Origin of the sequence: Pedobacter kyonggii, from assembly GCF_004310665.1 — a bacterium.
Classification (GTDB): domain Bacteria; phylum Bacteroidota; class Bacteroidia; order Sphingobacteriales; family Sphingobacteriaceae; genus Pedobacter; species Pedobacter kyonggii.
In genome coordinates, this window is sequence record NZ_SIXF01000005.1 from 151,254 (window position 1) to 175,153 (window position 23,900).

General features: G+C 38.4%; 26 protein-coding genes. 13 read left to right on the top strand and 13 right to left on the bottom strand.

The window, feature by feature from the left end; all coding sequences use genetic code 11:
- Nucleotides 1-59 precede the first annotated feature (59 nt).
- The 6 genes from EYS08_RS07665 to EYS08_RS07690 all read right to left on the bottom strand — a co-directional run bounded on the left by EYS08_RS07665 (nucleotide 60) and on the right by EYS08_RS07690 (nucleotide 7,980).
- Nucleotides 60-1,349 (bottom strand): hypothetical protein, encoded by a 1,290-nt coding sequence (locus tag EYS08_RS07665; protein WP_244215886.1) that lies wholly within the window; start codon nucleotides 1,347-1,349, stop codon nucleotides 60-62.
- A 164-nt stretch (nucleotides 1,350-1,513) separates the two neighbouring features.
- On the bottom strand, nucleotides 1,514-2,041 hold the full coding sequence (locus tag EYS08_RS07670) for a hypothetical protein (RefSeq protein WP_244215887.1): 528 nt from the start codon (nucleotides 2,039-2,041) through the stop codon (nucleotides 1,514-1,516).
- Nucleotides 2,034-2,543 carry an RNA polymerase sigma factor gene (locus EYS08_RS07675; protein ID WP_244215888.1) on the bottom strand — a complete coding sequence of 170 codons (510 nt, stop codon included), beginning with the start codon at nucleotides 2,541-2,543 and terminating at the stop codon, nucleotides 2,034-2,036. The genes EYS08_RS07670 and EYS08_RS07675 overlap by 8 nt, the downstream gene beginning before the upstream one ends.
- Before the next feature lie 588 nt (nucleotides 2,544-3,131).
- Entirely contained in the window at nucleotides 3,132-4,808 is a 1,677-nt protein-coding gene (locus tag EYS08_RS07680; RefSeq protein WP_131029468.1) for a sodium/sugar symporter, read from the bottom strand.
- A gap of 283 nt (nucleotides 4,809-5,091) precedes the next feature.
- Nucleotides 5,092-6,423, bottom strand: a complete 1,332-nt coding sequence (xylA, locus tag EYS08_RS07685; RefSeq protein WP_029274945.1) for a xylose isomerase — start codon at nucleotides 6,421-6,423, stop codon at nucleotides 5,092-5,094.
- A 72-nt stretch (nucleotides 6,424-6,495) separates the two neighbouring features.
- Complete coding sequence (locus EYS08_RS07690) at nucleotides 6,496-7,980, bottom strand: xylulokinase (protein ID WP_131029469.1); 1,485 nt, start codon at nucleotides 7,978-7,980, stop codon at nucleotides 6,496-6,498.
- A 193-nt stretch (nucleotides 7,981-8,173) separates the two neighbouring features.
- Here EYS08_RS07690 and EYS08_RS07695 point away from each other — a divergent pair, with 193 nt between their 5' ends.
- The 5 genes from EYS08_RS07695 to EYS08_RS07715 all read left to right on the top strand — a co-directional run bounded on the left by EYS08_RS07695 (nucleotide 8,174) and on the right by EYS08_RS07715 (nucleotide 10,894).
- Nucleotides 8,174-8,509: a tRNA-binding protein gene (locus EYS08_RS07695; protein ID WP_131029470.1), complete on the top strand. Its 336-nt coding sequence runs from the start codon at nucleotides 8,174-8,176 to the stop codon at nucleotides 8,507-8,509.
- 276 nt (nucleotides 8,510-8,785) lie between these two features.
- Complete coding sequence (locus EYS08_RS07700; protein ID WP_131029471.1) at nucleotides 8,786-9,253, top strand: nucleoside deaminase; 468 nt, start codon at nucleotides 8,786-8,788, stop codon at nucleotides 9,251-9,253.
- A 194-nt stretch (nucleotides 9,254-9,447) separates the two neighbouring features.
- The gene (locus tag EYS08_RS07705) at nucleotides 9,448-10,056 is read left to right on the top strand and encodes a superoxide dismutase (RefSeq protein WP_029274949.1); all 609 of its coding nucleotides are present in this window, start codon (nucleotides 9,448-9,450) and stop codon (nucleotides 10,054-10,056) included.
- Nucleotides 10,057-10,153: 97 nt separating this feature from the next.
- Nucleotides 10,154-10,615 (top strand): hypothetical protein, encoded by a 462-nt coding sequence (locus EYS08_RS07710; RefSeq protein WP_131029472.1) that lies wholly within the window; start codon nucleotides 10,154-10,156, stop codon nucleotides 10,613-10,615.
- Between the two features lie 39 nt (nucleotides 10,616-10,654).
- A complete protein-coding gene (locus EYS08_RS07715; RefSeq protein WP_131029473.1) occupies nucleotides 10,655-10,894 on the top strand; it encodes a hypothetical protein in 240 nt (79 codons plus the stop codon).
- Nucleotides 10,895-11,160: 266 nt separating this feature from the next.
- On the opposite strand, the gene EYS08_RS07720 is transcribed toward EYS08_RS07715, so the two are convergent.
- Nucleotides 11,161-12,093: a hydrogen peroxide-inducible genes activator gene (locus EYS08_RS07720; RefSeq protein ID WP_131029474.1), complete on the bottom strand. Its 933-nt coding sequence runs from the start codon at nucleotides 12,091-12,093 to the stop codon at nucleotides 11,161-11,163.
- Nucleotides 12,094-12,325: 232 nt separating this feature from the next.
- Between EYS08_RS07720 and EYS08_RS07725 the strand changes: the two genes are divergently transcribed.
- A complete protein-coding gene (locus tag EYS08_RS07725) occupies nucleotides 12,326-13,453 on the top strand; it encodes a glycoside hydrolase family 130 protein (protein ID WP_131029475.1) in 1,128 nt (375 codons plus the stop codon).
- A 53-nt stretch (nucleotides 13,454-13,506) separates the two neighbouring features.
- On the opposite strand, the gene fcl is transcribed toward EYS08_RS07725, so the two are convergent.
- Nucleotides 13,507-14,433 (bottom strand): GDP-L-fucose synthase, encoded by a 927-nt coding sequence (gene fcl, locus EYS08_RS07730; RefSeq protein ID WP_131029476.1) that lies wholly within the window; start codon nucleotides 14,431-14,433, stop codon nucleotides 13,507-13,509.
- 113 nt (nucleotides 14,434-14,546) lie between these two features.
- Between fcl and trmB the strand changes: the two genes are divergently transcribed.
- A complete protein-coding gene (trmB, locus tag EYS08_RS07735) occupies nucleotides 14,547-15,197 on the top strand; it encodes a tRNA (guanosine(46)-N7)-methyltransferase TrmB (RefSeq protein WP_131029477.1) in 651 nt (216 codons plus the stop codon).
- Nucleotides 15,197-15,529, top strand: a complete 333-nt coding sequence (locus EYS08_RS07740) for an MGMT family protein (protein WP_131029478.1) — start codon at nucleotides 15,197-15,199, stop codon at nucleotides 15,527-15,529. Before trmB ends, EYS08_RS07740 begins: the two co-directional genes overlap by 1 nt.
- Here EYS08_RS07740 and EYS08_RS07745 read toward each other — a convergent pair.
- The gene (locus tag EYS08_RS07745; protein WP_029274956.1) at nucleotides 15,519-15,878 is read right to left on the bottom strand and encodes a hypothetical protein; all 360 of its coding nucleotides are present in this window, start codon (nucleotides 15,876-15,878) and stop codon (nucleotides 15,519-15,521) included. The genes EYS08_RS07740 and EYS08_RS07745 overlap by 11 nt on opposite strands.
- Nucleotides 15,879-15,929: 51 nt before the next feature.
- Here EYS08_RS07745 and EYS08_RS07750 point away from each other — a divergent pair, with 51 nt between their 5' ends.
- The 3 genes from EYS08_RS07750 to EYS08_RS07760 all read left to right on the top strand — a co-directional run bounded on the left by EYS08_RS07750 (nucleotide 15,930) and on the right by EYS08_RS07760 (nucleotide 17,588).
- Nucleotides 15,930-16,283: a carboxymuconolactone decarboxylase family protein gene (locus EYS08_RS07750; protein WP_131029479.1), complete on the top strand. Its 354-nt coding sequence runs from the start codon at nucleotides 15,930-15,932 to the stop codon at nucleotides 16,281-16,283.
- A 199-nt stretch (nucleotides 16,284-16,482) separates the two neighbouring features.
- Nucleotides 16,483-17,046, top strand: a complete 564-nt coding sequence (locus tag EYS08_RS07755) for a DNA-3-methyladenine glycosylase I (protein WP_131029480.1) — start codon at nucleotides 16,483-16,485, stop codon at nucleotides 17,044-17,046.
- A complete protein-coding gene (locus EYS08_RS07760) occupies nucleotides 17,046-17,588 on the top strand; it encodes a GNAT family N-acetyltransferase (RefSeq protein ID WP_131029481.1) in 543 nt (180 codons plus the stop codon). The genes EYS08_RS07755 and EYS08_RS07760 overlap by 1 nt, the downstream gene beginning before the upstream one ends.
- A gap of 34 nt (nucleotides 17,589-17,622) precedes the next feature.
- Here EYS08_RS07760 and EYS08_RS07765 read toward each other — a convergent pair whose 3' ends face one another.
- Together EYS08_RS07765 and EYS08_RS07770 are read right to left on the bottom strand one after the other, a co-directional pair.
- Complete coding sequence (locus EYS08_RS07765) at nucleotides 17,623-18,303, bottom strand: hypothetical protein (RefSeq protein ID WP_131029482.1); 681 nt, start codon at nucleotides 18,301-18,303, stop codon at nucleotides 17,623-17,625.
- A 47-nt stretch (nucleotides 18,304-18,350) separates the two neighbouring features.
- The gene (locus tag EYS08_RS07770) at nucleotides 18,351-19,121 is read right to left on the bottom strand and encodes a hypothetical protein (RefSeq protein ID WP_131029483.1); all 771 of its coding nucleotides are present in this window, start codon (nucleotides 19,119-19,121) and stop codon (nucleotides 18,351-18,353) included.
- Nucleotides 19,122-19,278: 157 nt separating this feature from the next.
- Between EYS08_RS07770 and polA the strand changes: the two genes are divergently transcribed.
- Together polA and EYS08_RS07780 are read left to right on the top strand one after the other, a co-directional pair.
- Nucleotides 19,279-22,086 (top strand): DNA polymerase I, encoded by a 2,808-nt coding sequence (gene polA / locus EYS08_RS07775; RefSeq protein ID WP_131029484.1) that lies wholly within the window; start codon nucleotides 19,279-19,281, stop codon nucleotides 22,084-22,086.
- A 152-nt stretch (nucleotides 22,087-22,238) separates the two neighbouring features.
- The gene (locus EYS08_RS07780) at nucleotides 22,239-22,580 is read left to right on the top strand and encodes a hypothetical protein (RefSeq protein ID WP_131029485.1); all 342 of its coding nucleotides are present in this window, start codon (nucleotides 22,239-22,241) and stop codon (nucleotides 22,578-22,580) included.
- Nucleotides 22,581-22,828: 248 nt separating this feature from the next.
- On the opposite strand, the gene EYS08_RS07785 is transcribed toward EYS08_RS07780, so the two are convergent.
- A complete protein-coding gene (locus EYS08_RS07785; protein WP_244215889.1) occupies nucleotides 22,829-23,344 on the bottom strand; it encodes a metal-dependent hydrolase in 516 nt (171 codons plus the stop codon).
- A 237-nt stretch (nucleotides 23,345-23,581) separates the two neighbouring features.
- Nucleotides 23,582-23,887 carry a YbaB/EbfC family nucleoid-associated protein gene (locus EYS08_RS07790; RefSeq protein ID WP_057930731.1) on the bottom strand — a complete coding sequence of 102 codons (306 nt, stop codon included), beginning with the start codon at nucleotides 23,885-23,887 and terminating at the stop codon, nucleotides 23,582-23,584.
- Nucleotides 23,888-23,900 lie beyond the last annotated feature (13 nt).

Sequence of the window (23,900 nt, forward strand, 5' to 3'; positions counted from 1 at the left end):
ATATAAAAAAAGTCCTACCAATTTGGCAGGACTTTATAGTTTGTTTGGTTTTGAAAATTTTATTTAAATGTAACTGAACCATATTCGGTTTTAATAGATACGTTTGCGGCACCGCCACTACCAATTTTACCAGTATATTTTTTGGTTTCATCATCTTTACTTACCAGATTTGAAGTTACGTTTGAGCCATATTTAAAGCCAGCATACGAAGTAGAAACATTAAAATTGGCATTATAACGGTCTGCAAAGCCCAGTCCAATGCTTACATATTCGCCACCAAAGGTGAAGTTTTTACAAGCTGGAGTAATTTCGTTTACGCTAAGGCGGTTGTAATCCATGTTGATATTGGCATCACCATTTAGCGAACCCAAAGTAACGTTAGAATATTCTGCATTTACTGCAATTTTACCAGCTGATGCAATATTTAAATCGCCATAAGCTTGTTTAACTACTGTATTCCCTTTAACCGTATTGATATTTACTTTGGCGTATTCTGCATTTAAAAGCAGGTTGCCGCCAATAGTACCAATGGTTAAACCTTTGCCATATTCTACCTTAATATCGGCTGATCTCCTGATGGTATTGATGTTTACAGCAACATACTCGGCATCAAGCTGTAAAGTACCCACAGCCCCAATGGTTACGGGGCCATTATATTCATGTTTTACCACTGCAGCATTCAGATCCTGGATATCGCATTTACCATATTGAACATTGATGTAGTTATTCACATTGCTTAAATTGCCAGCAACCAGATTGCCATATTCTACTTTTAAAGAAGTTGGACCTGAAAAATTACCCAATTCTACGTTGCCATATTCTTGTGAAACCGTTAATGGGTTTACTGCTGGCATATACACCACGTAATTTACTTTCACTTCTCTCCGCCAGGTGGTTACTCCATTTTTCACCCCACGGCCATAACGTCCGTTTCTATCGCCCATATTCGTTCTGAAAGTAACTGCATCACCGTTTTTATTCGCATCAATACTTATTCCATCAATCAGTTTTTGCGCATCATTATCCGAACTGCTATAAGCTTTAATATCTACATCAACACGTACTTCTTTCTTGTCCCAGGTTTTAATGGTGATCGATCCGTATTGATTGTTTAAATTAATCTTGTCGTTATTATCCACACTAAAACTCTTGCTAAAAGATTTAGACCGTTCGGCATCACTTCCTGTTTGAATGTGTTTTACGTGATTTGCCACCATCGCCAGTGTTGATGATTTCTCTACATTTCCGACGATTACATTCTCTGATGTGGTATTTGCCGCAACTTCTTGCGCATTAATTTTTACGGCGATTAAAGCCATAAAGGCTAAAAATATTTTTATTGTTTTCATGTTGTTAATTGTTAAACACCTATACGCTTAAAACCTGCCGGCTGGCAATAAGCTTTCGATGCGGTGAGCGTCCCCTAATTAGTATCATTATGTTAAATCAGGCATCAAGACTGATTGAATACTGTTTATTGCACCTTCTACTTTAGGCGTTAATTTCTCTTAAATTAAATCTGGTTAACTCTTTTATAATCGTCAACCTGGTTAATAATCAATAATTGTTGTTTTAATAACTGCAGTTGTATTTCGCGGTTTTTAACCATAGCCTTTACCACAAAAGTTTGATTGGGCGAGGTTGGCAGCTCTGCTTTTAATCTTTCGTAATCTTCATCAAGCTTTTTCAGATCGGCAGTAAATTTTTTATACAACTCTGGATTCGCAGAAGCAAAAATGGCCAGGCTATCTCTTTTTTCGGTAATTAAACCTGCGAAGTGGACTTCTTTTTTGGCATATGAAGCACTAACGTCGGCTATTTCTAAATCTTTGTTTTGTAATTTTCCTACGTATAACCAGGCTAAACCGAAAACCACCACGATAGCTGCTGCTGCACTCATCCATAAATACAGCTTTATCGGCTTTTTTTTCTTCTTGTTGTCTAATTCCTGTTCAATCTTTGCCCAAAGTCCTGCCGATGGCTCCATTACATCGAAAGCTTTACGGTTTTCCTTTACAAAGGTTTCTAATCTATTATTCATCTCTCATCCCTTTCTGTTCTAAAATGCTTTTTAACTTCTTTTTAGCCCTCATATACTGTGTGCGGCTGGTATTTTCACTTATTTTTAAAATGTGTGCAATTTCTTCATGGTCATAACCCTCTAAAAGGTATAAACTCAACACTACTCTATAGCCATCTGGCAATTCGGTAATGGCTGTTCTAATTTCATCAGCTTGCAACCGTATTTCACTGTCATCAAAACTATCCTCATCAGGCACTTCCGATATCTCATCGGTACTTACAAACTCCATCTTACGTTTACGTAAATAATTGATGGATTTATTGATCACAATCTGCTTTAACCAAAGTCCGAAAGTGGTTTCCTGCCTAAAATCTACAATTCTGGTAAAAGCATCTAAAAATGCTTCCTGTAAAACATCTTCTGCCTCTTCTTCGTAATTTAAAATGCGCAGTGCCACATTATACATGGCCTTTGCATACAGCTTGTACAATTCAAACTGTGCTGCGCGGCTGCCCTGCATGCATTTTTTTACTAGCTCTAGGTTTTTATCGATGTATACGGCTTCCAAAATTTCGAATATTCTGATTATAAGACATAAGGGATTTTAAAACGTTGCATCAAGGTAGAAAAAAGTTTAGAAATATGTTAATACAGCATTAAGATAGAATCAAATGTGCTGTTATGTTCAGGAGCGAAGCACCTGCTCCTATAAAATAAGCCCTTTTATTTCCTAAAAAAAAATATTTTATGATTAATTGGCGATGGTTAGTCCAATGCTTTTGGTGATTTCTGTCCCGCTCTGGTGAGTGTCTTCTCCCGATGAAAAATCGAGTTCCAGGCTTTACACTTCATTCAGGGCTAATTTTAAGCGATTTTGCCGCAAACCTGATCGTAGTGGTTCCGATTCTTTATCGGAAGTAAAGGAGAGCAAGGTTGTCATTATCTCGTGCTGTATCTGCTTTCCAAAAAAATGATCACTTTCATAATTTGCCCAGATAAGCTTTTTGAAAATAAATAATTATCTGGTGAAAGTGATTGTTTTGTATTAAACAAAAAAAGCTTTCCTGTTTCCAGAAAAGCTTTTGAAATTATAATAAAAAAATGTCTCCTACCAGTATATACTGTAAAGGGCTACCAATAAACCGATAATAATCAACGAACCAACAGCGAAACCTGTGGTGGTTTTGAACATTTTCGAATCAATTTCCAGTCCTTTTGGATTAACACCGTTTTTGTTTTCGAACAAGCTGATAATTACCATACCGATAATACAGAATACGAATACAATACCCATTCTATCTAGGAAAGGGATTTCGTAAATACCAGTTGCATTTTTAACCGAGAAGCCCACTCCCGATAACCAGGAAAGATCTGTCCATGTAGGAAGAACCTTTAACAATAACGATAATCCGAAACCGCCAATTGTTGCGAAAAGTGCTGCATTTGAAGTGGCTCTTTTCCAGAAGAAACCGAGAATGAACATGGCAAATATACCCGGAGAAACAAAGCCTGTATACTCTTGGATATATTGGAATCCGCCTTTTTTATCGATACCTAAGTATGGTGCAATAATAACGCCCAACACCATGGCTACAACTACGGCAATTTTACCTGTAAAAACGAGGTTCTTTTCAGAAGCATCGGTTTTTAATACTTTTTTGTAAATATCAAGCGTGAAAATGGTTGCAATACTATTTGCTTTACCAGCCAATGAGGCTACAACGGCTGCAGTTAATGCTGCAAACGATAAACCTTTTAATCCGGCAGGTAATAAGTTTAATAGTACCGGGTAAGCACGGTCTGGATTAACAGATCCGTCCTGCAGCATTTCCGATTGGAAAGCCCCATCTTTATACAGTACATAAGCCGCAATACCTGGTAATACCACAATAATTGGCATTAATAACTTTAAGAAAGCAGCAAACAAAATACCCCCACGGGCAGTTTTTAAATCTGCACCTAAAGCACGTTGTGTAATGTACTGATTACAGCCCCAATAGTTAAGGTTTACAATCCACATACCGCCTACTAATACGCTTAATCCCGGTAAATCTATGTAATTCTCATTATCAGGTTTTAAGATCATGTGGAAGTGTTCTGATGCTTTTGAAGTCATCAGGCTATAACCTTCAAAAATACCTGAGGTTCCGTAATGGGTAGAAACCAGGTTTAATGCCAGGTATGTTGTGGCCAAACCACCCAGAATTAAGAAAAATACCTGAATAACATCAGTATAACCAATTACTTTCATTCCACCCAGTGTAATTACGATGGCAAAAGCTGCAATGGCATACATACAGAAAGTCAAGTCGAATCCAGAGATACTGCTAACAGCTAAAGCACCTAAATAAAGAATTGATGTTAAGTTTACCACTACGTACAACAATAACCAGAACACAGCCATAATCATGGCAACGGTTCCGTTGTAGCGTTGGTGTAAAAACTGCGGCATTGTGGCGATCTTGTTTTTCAGGTAAACCGGAATAAAAAAAACAGCAACAATAACCAGGGTAAGGGCAGCCATCCACTCGTAAGTTGCAATTGCCAATCCCATCTTAAAGCCCGATCCGCTCATGCCGATAAACTGTTCTGCAGAAATATTCGATGCAATTAAAGATGCACCGATTGCCCACCATGTAAGTGAACCTTCAGCTAAGAAATAATCTTTTGAGCCTGTGGATGCGGATTTTTTCTTATTGTAGATGTACAGACCGTAAGCAGCCACAATAACGAAGTACACCGCAAATACAATGTAATCCTTCGTGTCCAATAAATTGTTTTTCATTAATATAATAGTGGTTATTTGGTTTAGAAACCTAAATGTAGTAAAATCATAAATAATCTCTGCTTTTTTTTGAATTAAAAAGTGTTAAAGTAACGTTTATTAATTTGCGCTGTTAAAAACTAACAGATATTCTACTTTCCACACGCTACCGGGATGGGTTAAATTAATGGAACCGCCCCGGTTCTCATTCATGGTCAGTGTCTCCACATACCATTCTAATTAAATCAAATGCTAGTGGTCTGTGAAAACACAGACCACGGAGACTACATTTTATAAAAATAAATTAAATATACCTGTTAATTAAGTTTTCCAGATATTCTTGCTTTCCGCTGCGTACCTCTGGTTCACCGTTTTCTGCAGCGTAATTTCTCAAATCCTCTAAACTTAGTTTGCCTTGTTCAAATTCGGCACCTTTTCCACTATCAAATGAAGCGTAGCGGTCGGTTCTTATTTTTTTGTAATCAGATTTTTGAAGAATGGCATCTGCAGTAATTAATGCCCTTGCAAAAATATCCATGCCCCCTACGTGTGCATAGAACAGGTCTTTGGGGTCTGTAGAGTTACGGCGGATTTTCGCATCGAAGTTTACACCCCCACCCTGTAAGCCACCACCTTCTAAAATGATTAACATGGTTTCCGTTAGTTCGTTAATGTCGTTCGGGAACTGATCGGTATCCCAGCCATTTTGATAATCGCCACGGTTTGCGTCGATAGAGCCTAATAAGCCATTATCTACTGCAACCTGCAATTCATGTTGGAAAGTATGGCCAGCCAAGGTAGCGTGGTTAACTTCTAAGTTTAATTTGAAATCTGCCAATAGATCGTATTGTTGTAAAAAGCCTTTCACGGTTGCCGCATCGTAATCGTATTGATGTTTAGAAGGCTCACATGGTTTCGGTTCAATGAAGAATGTTCCTTTGAAACCCTGTTTGCGTGCATAATCTTTAGCGGTATGTAAGAATTTTGCCAAGTGTTCCTGCTCACGTTTCATGTTGGTGTTCAATAAACTCATATAACCTTCTCTTCCTCCCCAGAACACATAATTTTCGCCACCAAGGGCAATGGTAGCATCTAAAGCTGCTTTTACCTGTGCAGCTCCGTGTGCCAGCACATGGAAATCGGGATTGGTAGATGCACCATTCATGTAACGCTTATGGCTGAATAAATTTGCTGTTCCCCAAAGTAATTTTACACCGCTATCTGCTTGTTTCTGCTTGGCATACTCAACAAGAGCTTGTAATCTACGCTCGTTTTCGGCAATATCGTCGCTATAATCTACCACATCCACATCGTGGAAGCAATAATAAGGAATCTGCATTTTAGTGATAAATTCAAACGCCGCGTCCATTTTATCTTTTGCCCTTTCTACTGCATCTTTTTTCTCATCCCAAGGGAAAATGTGTGTTGCGCCACCAAATGGATCTGCACCATTGCCATTAAATGAATGCCAATACGCGCAGGCAAATTTAAAATGCTCGTTCATGGTTTTGCCCGCCACTACTTTGTTGGCATCGTACCATCTAAATGCTAATGGATTGTCACTTCCCAGGCCTTCAAACTTGATCTGCTCAATGCCCTTAAAAAATTCTTTTGCTCCTGTTACTACTTTTGTCATGTTTTTTTGTTTTTTGGTTGGTGGTTTGTTGGTCAATATTTCATAGACGATCTCGCTATGGACTATCAATCATTAACCAATTGCTAATTGTTTCTCTAATATTTTTTTCCAATCCTGATAAATGGGTTCGTATGCTGCCGAATGTTGCGGGATTAAAGTTTTAATTACTTCGTGGTTGTTAAAAGCTTCTTCTGCGTTTTTGAAAATCCCAGCTCCTATACCGGCACCTAAGGCTGCACCAACACTACCATCGTTTTCGTAAAGTTCTACCGGAATGCCCGTAACGTCAACAAAAGTTTGTGCAAATACATCACTTAAAAAGAGGTTCGCCCTCCCAGCGCGGATTACTTTAGGTTTCATGCCGTTTTCTCTCATAATATCCAGTCCATAGCGGAAAGAAAAGGCAATCCCTTCTTGTACTGCCCTAAAAATATCTGATTGATTGTGGAGATTTAAGTCGATACCTAACAACTGGGCTCCAGTATATTTGTTGTTTAACATCCGCTCGGCACCGTTTCCGAAGGGAAGCACTTTTAAACCATTGCTACCTATTGGTGCTTTTAACGCGAGGTTATTCAGTTCAGGATATGTAGATTGTGGTGCGAAATTATATTTTGCCCAACGGTACATGCTGCCGGTGCCATTGATACAAAGTAAAACGCCGGTGTGTTTTTTCTCTTCTGAATAGGTTACATGGGCGAAGGTATTCACCCTCGATTGTTTATCGTAGGTAAGATCGTTGCTTACCCCGTAAATTACACCTGATGTTCCGGCTGTTGCAGCAACTTCCCCAGGCTTTAATACATTTAAAGAAAGTGCATTGTTGGGCTGATCGCCGGATTTATAAGCAACAGGGATACCGGCTGATAGGCCTAGAGACGCTGCAATATCGGCCCTTAAATAGCCGTGTTCCGAAAACAAAGGTTTCACCTGCGGAATAAGGCTACCTGAGATGCCATAATAATCCATCACATCTTTAGAAATTTCATGATTTTCAAAATCCCAGAAAATGCCTTCAGATAATGCAGAAATACTTGTTGTAATTTCTCCTGTTAATTTCATTGCGATGAAATCGCCCGGCAGCATTGTTTTATCGATGCGGTTATAGATCTCTGGCTCATTTGCTTTTACCCAAGCTAGCTTTGAGGCTGTAAAGTTTCCTGGAGAGTTTAACAGGTGTTTTAACGATTTTTCCTCTCCAATGGTCTCAAAAGCATTATTGCCTAGCTCGACTGCCCTGCTATCGCACCAGATAATACTATCGCGCAGTACGTTTTGATCTTTGTCTACTACAACCAACCCATGCATTTGGTAAGCAACACCAATGGCTTTAATCTCTTTGGGATCAAATAAGCCTGTGGCATTTAATTTAAGGATTGCCTGTTGAACATTTTGCCACCATTCATTCGGCGATTGCTCTGCCCAGCCCGATTGCAAAGATTTAATTGCTGTTTCCTCTTCCGGGTATTGTGCTGTCGCAATGTTTTTCTGTGTAGTTACATCAACAACTGCAACTTTTATAGATGAGGTTCCTAAATCAATCCCTAATAAATACATGGTTTTAAATTATTTTAATATTTGGTTATGCAAACGGTTGCATAAAGATAGTGCTTAAAATATAAAACGCAAATTTTTTGTAAAATTCTATTCCATTTAATGCAATCGGTTGAATTGAATACTCTCCCTAATTTAAACTATAATTGAATTATTTTAATAATTTATATTTTTGCCATCACATTAAAATTAAGCTATGGAAGAGATTACCTGGAATGATTTCGAAAAGGTAGAACTGAGGGTAGGCACCATTTTAGAGGCTTTCGAATTTCCTGAAGCCCGACGGCCTGCCTATAAAATTAAGGTAGACTTCGGCGAATTCGGCATTAAAATGAGCAGTGCGCAAATTACGAAACATTATTCTTTAGACGAATTACCAGGGAGGCAGATTGTAGGGGTGATCAACTTCCCTAAAAAACAGATCGGAAAATTTATGTCCGAATTTTTGGTTACTGGTTTTGCCGACGAAAACGGCGATATCGTATTGACTGCCGTACAAAGTAAAGTCCCTAATGGGAGTAAACTTGTGTAATGCTTGTAGACTTCCGAAGTTTTGCCAGCCCCTCGCCTTAGAACTTCTGAAATCTGCGCGTTATTTGTTCACCATTAGCACAGAATTTGTTCAATAGCCCTGATAGACGCGTAAAGCCCGCATCCCGATTCTTCATCGGGAGAGGACTTGTAGCAAAAAGCAGGACTGGAGCAACCGATTAGCATTACAATTGCTCCAAAAACCCAACTAGACTTCTGAAGATTTACTAGCGCTTTGCCCTTAGAAACTTCAGAATTCTTAGCCTATATTTGCTCCATGAGTTTTTACAACTTCGAAAATACCGACCCTGAAGAAGAGGATATCCATTATATGAAATTGGCTTTGGAAGAGGCAAAAAAAGCTTTGGCTGAAGATGAAATTCCAATCGGCGCAATAGTGGTTAGTAAAAACAGGATTATTGGTCGTGGCTACAATTTAACTGAGCGCTTTAATGATGTTACTGCGCATGCAGAAATGCAGGCATTTACCTCTGCAGCGCAAACGATAGGCGGGAAATATTTAAGGGATTGTACCTTATATGTAACCATCGAGCCTTGTGTAATGTGTGCCGGTGCAAGTTATTGGACACAGATTGGCCGTATTGTGTATGGTGCCAGAGAAGAAAAAAGAGGCTTTATCTCCAAAAATACTAATCTGCTCCATCCTAAAACGATATTGAAAGGTGGGATAATGGAAGAAGAATGTGCGGCCCTGATGAAAAATTTCTTTGCGAAGAAGAGGTAAGGCGCATTGACCATCAACCAATTTTTTCACAAAGCTATCCCACCTATCGCCCTGAACCTTACGGCTTTCAATCTTTCCAGTTTTATAACAACAGTGCGGAAAACGATTTGATGATAATAACATGAACAAATCTTAACGTTCTAATGTTATATTTGCTACAAGAAACATTTTTAAATCTTTAAACATAAAACATTATGGCTTTTGAATTACCTGCGTTACATTACGCAACCGATGCATTAGAACCGCATATTGATAAAACTACCATGGAAATCCACCATGATAAACACCATCAAGCTTACGTTACCAACCTAAATAAAGCTTTAGAAGGTAAGCCGGAAGCGACTTCTAGCATCGAGGAAATTGTAAAAAACATTTCAAAATTCCCAGCTGCTGTGAGAAACAATGGCGGTGGTCACTATAATCACTCTTTGTTCTGGAATATTTTAGGCCCAAATAAAGGTGGTGAGCCAACTGGCGATTTAGCTAAAGCAATTAACGAAACTTTTGGTTCGTTTGCCGATCTTAAAACTAAATTACAAGAAGCTGGTGCAACCCGTTTTGGTTCAGGTTGGGCTTGGTTATCAGTTGGTGCTGATAAAAAACTTCAGGTTTCTTCTACACCAAACCAGGATAATCCTTTAATGGATGTTGCTGAAGTTAAAGGCACACCAATTTTAGGTATTGATGTTTGGGAGCACGCATACTATTTAAAATACCAGAACAAACGCCCTGATTATTTAGCGGCAATTTGGAATGTAGTTAACTGGGATGCAGTTGCTGAGCTTTACAAGAAAGCTTTGTAAGCTAGAAAACCAATAAAATTTTAGAAAGTCCCGGTGTAAATCGGGACTTTCTTGTTTTAAGATAATTAAGTAACTTCGCAGATATAAAATGTTCGAAATGAAAAGGCTTGTAGTTTTATTTTTAATTATTGTTGGTATAAATGGATTGGTGCGTGCACAGCAAAATAAGGTACCTACTCCAGGGGAAATTGCAAAGAAGAATGTGGAGGATCTGGATAAGCGATTAAAATTAAATGGAACCCAAAAAAGCGTAATTTACAGCTTTACCTATAATCAGGCGAAAGAGCAGGCAGATTTAATCAAAAGGCAACAGGCAGGCAACTCGCGCGAAGAGGATGTAGATAAATTTTATAAACTACAGAACGAAACATCAAAGAACATCCGTAATGTTTTAAGGCCGGAGCAACAAACCGAATATGATAAAATCATTGAGGAACGTTTAAGTGGTAAAGGCTTAAAAGCAAAAAATAAGAAAAAGAAAAAAGGGGAAGAAGAGGAAGTTGAAAGCGATATTAAAGGATTACTGTCTGCACCTCCGGTACAAAAACAAGATCTTTAAGCAAGCCAGCGCTTTTGTAATCGATTAAATCAATAACAAATGCCAGAGATAATCGTAGGCACTGTTGTACTCGGACTACTATTGTCGCCGCAGTTACTTGCAGGTTTTTTGGCAAAGCGAACAGGCCGGAATTTTGGGTTCTGGTTTTTTATTTCCTTTTTAATTCCCATTGTTTCATTAATTATTTTAATCTTTTTAGAGGATAAAAACCCTGTGGCATCAGGCTATAAGCTGGCTGATCATGTCGATAAAGACCGTGAGCTAATTCACGAGGTTTAAAAGCCTCTTTATTGATTTAGCACTTACTAAGTATTATCAAAATACAGCAGTAAAGTCGTCATTGCGAGGTACGAAGATAACCGAACGAGGTGAGCTCATGAATACCTTTAAAAACAACTGCAAAATGAATAATCTTAATGCACACGCTACTAGCGATCGTTGTAAGATTGCTTCGTCAGCTGAAAAAGCCTTCTCGCAATGACGATCATATTAAAAGCTTTCGAAGTTTTTCCATCGATTCGCCCTTTTAAACTTCGCAAGAAGAACTAAATCCCAACAATATCTTTTTTCTTTTTCTGCTTCATCGCTTTTGGGATAATTTCTAGAATCTCCTCTTTTAAAGCATTAAGCATCCGTTTTTTAATAAAGTTTTTATGGGTTACCAGGCTGATCTCCCGCACAGGCTCAGGCGATTTAAAATGTCGGATTTTACTAGTCTGTTTTGCATTTAATTCTGCTATGGCCAGCTCGGGCAATAGTGTTGCGCCACCGTTTAAGTCAACCATACGTACGAGGGTTTCTACACTACCTGTATTGTATTCCAGTCCCTGTAGTCTGTTGTTTTTTGTAGAACGGCAAATGTTCAATACCTGATTGCGCATACAATGACCTTCGTTTAAAAGCCAGATGTTTTCATCGTTCAGATCTTCGGCATCAACGGCCTTCTTTTTATAAAGCTTGCTGCTTTTGCTGATGTAGCTTACAAAGTTTTCGTAATATAATGGGATTTCGGTAATGTTCGGATCGGTAAGTGGCGTGGCTAAAATACCACAATCCAGTACGCCTGTTTTGAGGTGGTGAATAATGTCTTCGGTGGTATATTCCCAGATTAAAAGTTTTAATTCAGGATATTTATCCAGCATGGCAGAAATTACTTCGGGGAGCAGGTATGGTGCAACAGTTGGAATTACACCTATTCTTAGTTCGCCTAAAACATCCTGCTGCTGACTGCTGATCAGTTCCTTTATTTTTCCACTTTCCTGTAAAATAATCCTGGCCTGAGCAATAATCTGTGCGCCAATTTCGGTCGGGCTTACTGGTTGCTTGCTCCTGTCGAAAATTTTAACGCTGATCAATTCCTCCAGTTTCTGCACCTGCATGCTTAAGGTGGGTTGCGTTACAAAACATTTATCTGCAGCGGTAACAAAACTTCTGTAAGTATCTACAGCAACGATATATTCTAGCTGAACTAATGTCATATAGTTAAAATTTATTTATAATATCAAATATATCAATTTTGACTATAATAAAAAATATTTGAGACACTGATGGATGGATAATTGAGTTGCGAATGATTTGGATAAATAAAATTCTCCGTTAAAATGAGACATTTAAACAAAAGCTTGAATAGAATATTTAAGTATGATTTATTTAATTAGCGATAATCCAAACCATCAACGGTTTACGAGATTAATTAGGTATTTTAGCTTTATGAACAGAATCGTATTACGCTTTGTCCTTCTTCTCATTTCTCTTCCGCTGGCCTTTGCAGCAAATGCCCAAAACCAATTTTCCGATTGGGCGTTAGGGCCATTTATACGGCCAGAAAATGTTAATCCCATTATTTCGCCAAAAGCCGAAAGTGTTTTCTTCGACCCTATGAGTAAACAAAAAATAGCGTGGGAAGCGGGCGATGTATTTAATCCTGCTGCTGCTGTATACAAAAATAAAGTATATCTGCTCTATCGCGGAGAAGACAGGTCTGGTAATGGAATTGGCATGCGGACTTCCAGAATAGGTATTGCTGAAAGTAGCAATGGCATCACAATGAAGCGGAATCCAGAGCCCGTGCTCTACCCTGATGAAGATAATCAGAAAGCATACGAATGGCCGGGTGGTTGCGAAGATCCGCGAATTGCGGTTACCGCAGAGGGTGTGTATGTGATGCTGTATACCCAATGGAACCGAAATATATTCCGCCTGGCTGTAGCCACTTCCAAAGATTTAAAATACTGGACCAAACACGGCCCTGCGTTTAGTAGCGCCTATAATGGTAAATTTCAGAATCTCAAATGTAAATCTGGTTCAATTGTAACCAAAGTGGAAAATGGAAAACAAGTGATCGTCAAAATAAATGGCAAATATATGATGTACTGGGGCGAACGTTTCATGAATATTGCTACTTCAGTCGATCTTATCAATTGGGAACCAGCTTTAAATGCAAAAGGTGATTTAGATTTAATTGTGAAACCCAGAAAAAAACATTTCGATAGTGACCTGACCGAATGCGGTCCGCCGGCAATTGTCACAGATAAGGGCATTTTAGTTTTATATAATGGTAAAAACAGGAGCGATGCAGAAAGAGATACCAATTATGTAGCCAATACCTATTCGGCCGGGCAGGTATTGTTCGACCTGAAGCATCCTTCAAAAGTGATAGCGAGGCTTGACCAACCTTTTTTCGTGCCTACTGCGCCTTTCGAAAAAAGTGGGCAATACCCGTCAGGCACGGTTTTTATCGAGGGGCTGGTTTATTTCAAAGAGAAATGGTTTTTATATTATGGCTGTGCCGACAGCAAGGTAGCAGTAGCCATTTATGATCCTGCCGCTAAAAAATAAGCCATAAATAAAATTGCGCAGGATGTTATCCTGCACACCGTTGTAAAATTTATTTAGTACCGACTTTCGAAATCCTGATAAGCCAGTGCAATACCTTCGCGAAGTTCTATTTGATGTTTCCAGCCTAAATTATGAAGTTTGCTTACGTCCATCAATTTGCGTGGCGTTCCATCGGGTTTGCTTGCATCGAATACCAATTCGCCTTCAAAGCCCAGTACCTCTTTGATTAATAAAGCTAAATCTTTAATGGTTAAATCGTGCCCGGTACCAGCATTGATCAAATGTGGTTCGTTGTAGTTTTGCATCAGGAAATAACAGGCATCTGCCAGATCATCTGCAAACAAAAATTCGCGCATAGGCGAGCCAGATCCCCAAACCACAATCTCTTTTTCGTTATTCGCTTTTGCCTCGTGTACCTTACGGATCAAAGCAGGTAAAACATGCGAATTTTGAGGGTGATAGTTGTCATTAAAGCCATATAAATTTGTTGGCATTACCGAAATAAAATTACAGCCATATTGATCGCGGTAGGCGTCACACATTTTAATCCCTGCAATTTTTGCAATGGCATAGGGCTCGTTGGTGTGCTCTAACGTTCCGGTTAAAAGGTAATCTTCTTTTAAAGGCTGCGGGGCCATTTTAGGGTAAATACAGCTCGATCCCAAAAACATAAGTTTCTTAACACCATTTACATAAGCATTGTGGATCACATTATTTTGTATGGCTAAATTTTCGTAGAGAAAATCGGCCCTGTATGTATTGTTGGCTATAATGCCACCTACCTTTGCTGCGGCAAGAAATACATAATCTGGTTTTTCTTCTGCAAAGAAATTGGTAACCGCCTGTTGGTTGCGTAAATCTAGCTCGTTCGAAGTTTTGGTTATAATATTCTCGTAACCCTCTTTTTGCAGTTTGCGGTGAATGGCCGAACCTACCATACCACGATGACCTGCAACATATATTTTAGCGTTTTTTTCCACGGTGTTTTTTATAGGCTACAAAAATACGATTCCTAAATAAGAATGACATTAATCTTTCTGGCAAAAGAAACTTCGATTATTGATTTAATCGTATTTTTGCAGAAAAAAAACTTTTGGGTAAAGATAAACTTAGGCGTTTTGCAGAAATTGAAACATTTGCAAACGTATATCAATTAGAACAAGGAAAAGCTTTAAAGGGAAACTGGGCTTCAGCACATTTTAAAAATACGAATCCCATTGTGCTCGAACTGGCATGTGGAAAAGGCGAATATTCGGTAAACTTAGCCAGGTTATTTCCTGAAAAAAACTTTATAGGTATTGATTATAAAGGTAACCGCATTTGGCGAGGTGCAAAAACAGCTATTGAAGATGGAATTAATAACGTTGCTTTTTTAAGAATCCAGATTGAAAATTTATTGGATTATTTTAACGAACGAGAAATTGACGAGATCTGGATCACTTTCCCCGATCCGCAACCGCAGGATAGCCGTGAGAAAAAACGTTTGACTTTCCCCGCATTCCTAAACCGCTATAAACTTGTTTTAAAACCAGGTGGCAATGTTAATTTGAAAACGGATAATGACCAATTGTATGCTTATACTTGCGAAAAGGTTGCAGAATTAGAATTGCCTGTACATAAAAATACCGATCATTTGTATACTTCTGAATTGGTTGATGAAGTATTGTCGATTAAAACTTATTACGAGAAAAAATACTTGTTACACGATAAAAATATTAATTATATTCAATTTTCTTTTGAATAATGGATACCAACTTTTACGAACAGGTTTATGAGATTGCCCGGTTAATTCCGAAAGGAAGGGTTACTTCTTATGGAGCTATCGCGAAAAGTTTAGGTGCTGCAAAATCATCAAGAATGGTGGGACATGCCATGCTTTATGCCGGAACAGCCTATCCTAATGTGCCTGCCCACAGGGTGGTAAACAGTAGTGGCTTGCTTACCGGAAAGTTTCATTTCAAACCACCCGAACTGATGGAGGAGCTGTTAAGGAAAGAAGGCGTTGAAGTGAAAAACGATAAGGTGGTAAACTTTAAAAAAGTATTCTGGAATCCGCTCGAAGAAATTACAATATAACAGGTAAACTTCGTTTATAATCGGTAAGGGTAAAAATAATCAGAATCAATAAACCTAAGCAGGCGTAGAAAATTTCGTCGGTTAAATTTCCTTTAAAAAGCGTAAAGGCTAAAATAACAAGAACAATACTAACGAAAAATTCGATAAGGCCGTGAAGTTTAAGGTTAATGATTTTAAAAATACCCCCGCTAAAATTAGTAGTTATCGTTAATAAAAAATGAATGATGCCCAACGTGTATGCCAGTGTTGAGGCGGTTTTAGAAAGGCCAAAAATATCAGGCGAAGCCAATAAAAGCATTACTAACAGGTAATCTAAAACGGCATGGAATTTTGGAGATATCATTTTCATAATCAAATGTTTATATCACTAACAAATAACAGTTAAAAAAGATTTTAAAATATGGGAAAGCTTGTAGAAGAATTTAATGGTTATCGTGAAAAAATGAACGATAGAATTATGGAGACGGCGAATACAAATATTAAACGATTTTTTGCGCTCGATACAACCTCCTATGCCGAGGGAGCATTGGATGTTAAAACGAAAGAGATGTTAGGCCTGGTGGCCTCGATGGTTTTACGTTGTGATGATTGCATTAAATACCATTTGGGCAAGTGTTTCGATGCTGGTGTAAACCAAGATGAGATGAACGAAATTTTTATGATCTCCAATCTTGTAGGCGGTAGTATTGTAATTCCACATTATAGGAGAGCTGTGGAGTATTGGGATGAGTTGAGTTTGGAGGCGGGAGTTTAGTTGTTTATTTTAAGCACGCGTCATGCTGAATTTATTTCAGCATCTTTTCAAGGATTTATCCAAGCTTAAGACCCTGAAATAAATTTACTGCGTAGCTTTCCGCTGCGCTACAGGTCAGGGTGACGAGCGCATTTTTATTGATCGCCATTTTAACAGTTTGTAAAGAATATTTAATTTAAATTTTTCGAAAGGTGAAAGTATGCAAGACTCAAAAATACGCTGTAGTTGGGCCGGAAACGACCCACTTTATATCAAATATCATGATGAAGAATGGGGAAAGCCTGTTTATGATGATAAAATTTTATTCGAGTTCCTGATCCTCGAAGGTGCGCAGGCTGGTTTAAGCTGGATTACTATTCTCAGAAGACGGGAAAACTACCGTAAAGCCTTTGCCGATTTTGAGGTTAACAAAGTAGCCGTTTTTACAGAAAAAGATGTAGAACGATTGATGAACGATGAAGGTATTATCCGCAATCGTTTAAAAGTTAACGGAGCCATTACCAATGCCAAACTGTTTATCGAAATTCAGAAAGAATTTGGCAGTTTCTCTAAATACATGTGGGGTTTTGTTCCTGATGGCAAACCGATCCAAAATCAAATTAAGAAAATGAGTGATGTGCCTCCAAGAACCGAACTTTCTGATCAGATTAGTAAAGACATGAAAAAACGTGGCTTCAAATTTTTCGGCACTACCATCTGTTATGCACATATGCAGGCAACCGGCATGGTTAACGACCATTTGTTAAACTGCTGTGCAAGGTAATGTTTGCTTCAGCTACAATACACACGGATAGATTTTTATTGAGGCAATTTTGTTCTGACGATCTGGTATTTGTTTTTGAAGGATTATCCCATCCCGATGTGATTCGCTATTATGGTGTGCACTATTCCAGCCTAGAGGAAACCAATGCGCAATTGATCTGGTTCAATGACCTTCAAAAAAATGAAACAGGTATCTGGTGGGCAATCTGTGATAAACAAAATCTTGGTCTCTTAGGTGCCATAGGGCTTAATGATTTAAGTAAAACGGATCAAAAGGCTGAAATCGGTTTTTGGCTGTTGCCAGAACATTGGGGGAAAGGGATCATTAAAGAAGTAGCAAATCCCATTTGCAATTATGCCTTTGAGAAATTAGGCTTAAGAAGAATCGAGGCTATGGTTGAAACTCAAAATGAAAACAGCAAAAAGGTGCTCCAAAAACTTGAATTTGACTATCAGAAAACAATGGAGAACTGTGAAATTAAAAACGATGAGCCTATCAGTTTAGCCATTTATATAAAGTTAAAGCGTGAAGACATGAGTTAAACGATCTCAATCCTGGAATCAGTTAATTCTGATTCTATTTCTTTGTCGCATTATATTCTTTAACCCATTCTATTACATCTCTGCTATTAAAATCTGTCCCAGCTTCAACTTTAGCTTTTAAAGCAGGTTGGTCGCCCATTTTTTGCAATAAAATATTTTTAACTTCGGTCTTTTTGGTGTCTTCGGTTATCGCTTTCATGGGCACTTCCTGTAAAGGACCAGCACCTGGTTTTTCAATAAAATAACGAACAACCGGCGCACCTACGGGTCTCTCCGGTGCAGCATTACGGCCACTGCCGATGCTAATGCCTCCACCCATACCCATTCCTCCATAACCACCGGTTCCTGTTCCAATACCAATTGATGGCCTGAATTTTACTTTTTTCTCTTTTACTGCAGGAACTAAGGTACCTCCGCCAAATGAATAAAGATTAACCGTTCCCATTTCGATTACCTTCACAAAACGGTATTCGAAATTGCGTCCATTTGCAAAACCCTTGCTCACAAAACTATCACCGTTCCAGAAGAAGTTCTTAACATCCTTTGCGGGCAAAATCACATCAGCTTCATCATTGGCGCTAATAAAAACCGAAAAATAATCAGTGCCCTTTATTGTTCCGCGGATGACATCATCGTTATTTTTAACAATAAAATCCTGAGCTGAAAGTTGATTTAGCGTAAATAAGAAAAGAAAAACAGATAATAGAGGTTTCATATGATCAATTGCTTTTCACAAATAACGGAACTTAATTCCAAAACATACTAATTCAGATTAATTTTGATATTGCCGGCAGCGACATCAGGATGCTCTTTTTGGAAATTAATAAATGATTCTTTCATTTTATTTAAAGCATAAGCTTTTGTATTGGCGATATTCTTGCCCAATGCATAAAATTTATTCAAAACATAAAGCTTAAACAAATAATTCTTTAGCTCTGGATCAGCCTGTGTATCAGTCATCACTTTACGCAGATTTTCTCGATCAATAAAATTAACCAGTCCGATATTACTGGCAATGTAGTTGGCAATCTTATTAATATTTTCCTGTTCATTGCTAAAAGCATCTTTAGCAACGTTAATATCCTCGATTGATTTTAGTTGTACTGCAATTTCTTTTGCCAAAACTTCTTTGTTAACAGCAACCAATCCCTTTGGAATATAAAATGTAGAATCTGTTTTATAAGGATCAACAAAGAGAAATAGCGTATCTTTTGTAGTGGGATTTATCAAAGTATAACGATCTACAATACCGATACTCGAATGCTCACTACTTCTTTTCGTAAAGTCGATTTTTGATCCATCAGGCCAGCGGTAAGAATTTTCGAGTTTGGCCATTCTTACCCTTAAGTTATCGCGATCGGCTATGTTTTTAAACGCACCACTGCCTATTGGTCGCTCGATTGATGCGCCATAACCATCATCTGGCCCTTTTAGGTTTTCGAAAGTGATGTAGGTAATCAAGGTATCGGATGGGAGCTGAGCCTTGGTTAAGCAGGCAGTCAGACAAAAAATTAAGGTAAAGAAAGTTTTCATAAAAGCGTTTTTTTATAAATGATGCTTAAAGTTAGAGATTTCAATAAATAATTTATTTTTTTGTTGATAAAGCATTTTAGTGATATGACTAACTTTGGTTACTTTTATCATCCGATAAATCCATTTGTCGGTATAATCATTAAATCGGTGTAATCACATGAATAAAAAACTCTTTCTCTTAGATGGTATGGCGCTGATGTACAGGGCGCATTTTGCATTAAGTAAAAACCCTCGTTTCACCTCAACAGGCATTAATACATCGGCAGTAATGGGCTTTACCAATACCTTGTTAGATGTTTTGAAGAAAGAAAAACCAACACATATTGCAGTTGTTTTCGATACCGAGGCACCGACTGAAAGGCATACTTCTTTCGAAGCATATAAAGCACACCGCCAGGCTATGCCCGAAGATCTGGCTGCGGCAATGCCTTATGTGATTAAATTAATTACGGGTTTTAATATTCCAGTAATTACCTCTGATGGTTATGAGGCCGATGATATTATTGGTACACTGGCTAAAAAAGCCGAACAAAAGGGCTATCAGGTTTACTGTATGACCCCTGATAAGGATTTTGCACAATTGGTTTCCGAAAATATTTTTATTTACAAACCTTCCCGTATGGGTAACGACATGGAAATATTGGGCGTAAAGGAAGTATTGGCCAAATGGGAGATCGAAAATGTATTACAAGTAATCGATATTTTAGGATTATGGGGCGATGCGGTAGATAATATACCAGGCATTCCAGGCATAGGCGAGAAAACGGCAAAAGCTTTGATCAAACAATACGGTTCTATGGAGAACATTATTGCAAATTCTCATGAGCTAAAAGGAAAACAGCGCGAAAATGTAGAAAACTTTGCAGAACAAGGTTTGATATCCAAAAAATTGGCTACTATTTTATTGGATGTTCCGGTTGAATTAGACGAAGCCAGTTTGGAACTCTGCGATCCAAGCCGCGATTTATTAGAACCGCTATTTACCGAATTAGAATTCAGGACTTTAGGCCGTAGGGTATTTGGTGATGAATTTTCGGTTACTACAGCACGCTTTCAGGAAGGGACACAGACAGATTTATTTGGGAACCAAGCTGGCGAAGCCATTCAATATACCAATACGCTTGAAGAAGAACCAGCAGAAAAGCTTCCGGCTAAAACCATCGAAAATACAGAACATGATTATCAGCTGGTTGATACTGCTCAACAACGTGCAGATCTAATTAAATTATTGCTTGCCGAAAAAAGGATCTCATTTGATACAGAAACCACGGGTACCGATGCAAACATGGCCGATTTAGTTGGTTTATCTTTCTCCATAAAACCAGGCACAGGTTATTACATTCCGGTTCCTGCAGTGAGAGAAGAGGCTCAGGTTATCGTCGACGAATTTAGAGTCGTGTTGGAAAATGAAGAAATTGAAAAAATTGGTCAGAATACCAAATACGATATTTTAGTGCTGAAATGGTATGGTGTTCAGGTGGAGGGTAAACTTTTTGATACCATGCTTGCCCACTATTTAATCGACCCTGATACCCGCCATGGTATGGATGTATTATCCGAAAACTACCTTGGTTACTCTCCTATTTCGATTACCAAACTGATTGGTGCAAAAGGCAAAAACCAGGGTACCATGCGCGATGTTCCGGTAATAGATGTTGTAGATTATGCGGCCGAAGATGCTGATGTGACATTACAATTAGCGCACATCTTTGAACCAAAATTAAAAGAACTAAATGCGGCCAAACTAGCCGAAGAGATTGAGAACCCTTTGGTTTATGTTTTGGCAGATATAGAAAAAGAAGGTGTTCGCATTGATGTTGAAACCTTAAAAGCTTATTCTAAAGAACTCGAAACTGAAATTATCAAGTTCGAACAGAATGTTTACGATAAAGCAGGAGTTAAATTTAACCTCGCCTCGCCAAAGCAATTGGGAGAGGTTTTATTTGATAAACTTCAGTTAGATCCAAAAGCTAAAAAAACGAAAACCGGTCAATACCAAACTGGAGAAGACGTTTTAATGGCCTTAGCCAGCAAAAGTGATATTGTACAGGATATTTTAGACTTCCGCCAGTTACAGAAGCTTAAATCAACTTATGTTGATGCATTGCCTTTGATGGTTAACCCTAAAACTGGCAGGGTACATACATCCTACAATCAGGCTGTTGCAGCAACAGGCAGATTAAGCTCTAACAATCCGAATTTACAGAATATCCCGATTCGTACCGAACGTGGTAGAGAGGTACGTAAAGCCTTTATCGCAAGGGATGAAAACTACATTTTGTTATCTGCCGATTATTCACAGATAGAATTGCGCATTATTGCCGAAATCAGCAAGGAAGAGAATATGCTCGATGCTTTTAACAAAGGGATCGATATCCACACAGCAACGGCAGCTAAAGTGTATGGTGTAAGTATCGAAGAAGTAAATGGAACACAGCGCAGAAATGCAAAAGCTGTTAACTTCGGAATTATTTATGGTCAGTCTGCTTTTGGTTTATCACAAAATTTAGGTATTCCACGTAAGGAAGCTGCCGAAATTATTGAACAATATTTTGCACAATACCCCGGTATTAAACGCTACATGAGCGATACCATGAACTTTGCACGTGAGAACGGATTTGTAGAAACCTTAATGGGCAGAAGACGTTATTTAAGAGACATTAACTCTGCCAACCAAACCGTAAGAGGTTTTGCAGAACGAAATGCCATTAACGCACCCATTCAAGGTTCTGCGGCCGATATGATTAAGATTGCGATGATCAACATCCACAAAGAAATGAAAGCGCAGAATTTACAGTCAACTATGACCATGCAGGTACATGATGAGTTGGTGTTTGATGTGCTGAGATCGGAAAAGGAAACGATGAAGGCAATTATTCAGGATAAAATGGCCAATGCCATTAAACTCACTGTACCCATTGTAGTGGAGATTGGTGAGGGGGATAATTGGTTGGCTGCACATTAAAAGAATAAAAATATTCGTTATCTTCATTAAAACTTCATATCAATTAATCAATTTTATATCAACAAATAACGAGTAAACAAAAATTAAGGATTATGAAACCTCTGAGTGAAACGAAGAAGCTTCATGTTCATTAAAAAACAAATCTAAAAAACATGAAAAAATTATTGAGTTTAATCGCAATCGCAGCATTTGGTTTAACAACAGCATTTGCTCAAACACCGGCTACGGCTCCTGCAGCTAAAGCTAAAACAGTTGCTAAAAAAGAAGTAAAAACTACAACTGCACCAGTAAAAGCAGGTGTAAAACAAGAGGCTAAAAAAGTAGAAACTAAAACAACTACTACAGCTGCTAAAGTAAAAGCAGATGGCACGCCAGATATGCGTTTTAAAGAAAATAAAGCAAAGGCGGTAACTAAAGTTGCTGGTCCAACTAAAAAAGACGGAACAGCTGATATGCGTTACAAAGCAAACAAAGCTGCTGCTAAAAAGAATTAGGTTCAGGTTTATAATTTGAAGGGTCTCCAATGAAAATCGGAGGCCCTTTTTGTTTTATTGGTATGGGGGATACACATCCCTAATAAATGTCGTCATTCCCGCACAGGCAGGGATCTTAAGGCTTGTGGCATTACGATTCCCAATCAAGTTGGGAATGACGATTCTCCGAAACTAAAACTTATGGTTTCTCGTTGGTCGTGATTGCAAATCACGACCGTTCAAACGGCGGATTTGTAATCCTCACGAGATTATAAACTTATCGTCTCACCAATTTCTGGCAACAATAAGGTTTTGTTTTCGCGCTTAAATTTATCTAAAGCCACTTTGGTATCAATTTCGATTACCGGGAAAGTATTGTAGTGTACACCGATTACAGTATCGCAGTCGAAATATTTCGTTGCAACCAAAGCATCATCAACATCCATCGTGTAATTTCCACCAATCGGTAAGATGGCATAATCCAGGTTGTAAATATCAGCCAAAACCTTCATCTCGATGGTTAAACCTGTATCGCCTGCAAAGTAAATCTGTTTGCCATCTACTTCAAGTACAAAGCCTGCCGGGTTTCCGCCATAACTTCCATCTGGCAAACCCGATGAGTGGGTTGCAGGCACCATGCGTACAGTCCCCCAATCAAACGTAAATTTGCCAAAATTCATTCCATGTACTTTTTCTATGCCTTGCTTACTTGCCCAATCTACTACTTCTGGCATGGCAATAACGGTGGCTTGGGTTTGCTTTGCCAATGCTACCAGATCAGCCACATGATCGCCATGGCCATGGCTAACCAGTATATAATCGGCCTCAATTGCTTTAGTATCTATATTTTAGCTAATGGATTATGTGATATAAACGGATCAAATAGTAATTTTTTGCCGGCTGCCTCTAACAGGAAGCAAGATTGGCCGTAATAAGTGTATTTCATAATAATAGTATCAAGATTTGAGTCTCAAGTAGCAAGATTGATGTTACTAAAATAACAATTGAGTTTTCTAATAGTTTTATTGCCCAAACATACCACCTAAGCCTCCAAGCATATCCTGCGCTGATGCCTGCATTTCGGCGGCACTTACCTGTTCTGCGCTTGCCATAGCTTTATTAATAGCTGTTAATAAAAGTTCTTCTAATTCTTCCTTATCGGCATTTTTCAAAAACTCCTCATCAATGGAAATTCCGGTGATGGCTTTGTTTGCTGTAGCGGTGATTTTTATGGCACCATTTTCAACTTCGCCAAATACCGAAATGGTATCCAGGCGTTTTTTAATTTCCTCGGCTTTTTGTTGAGCCGCAAATAATTTATCGAACATAACTTGTTGTTTT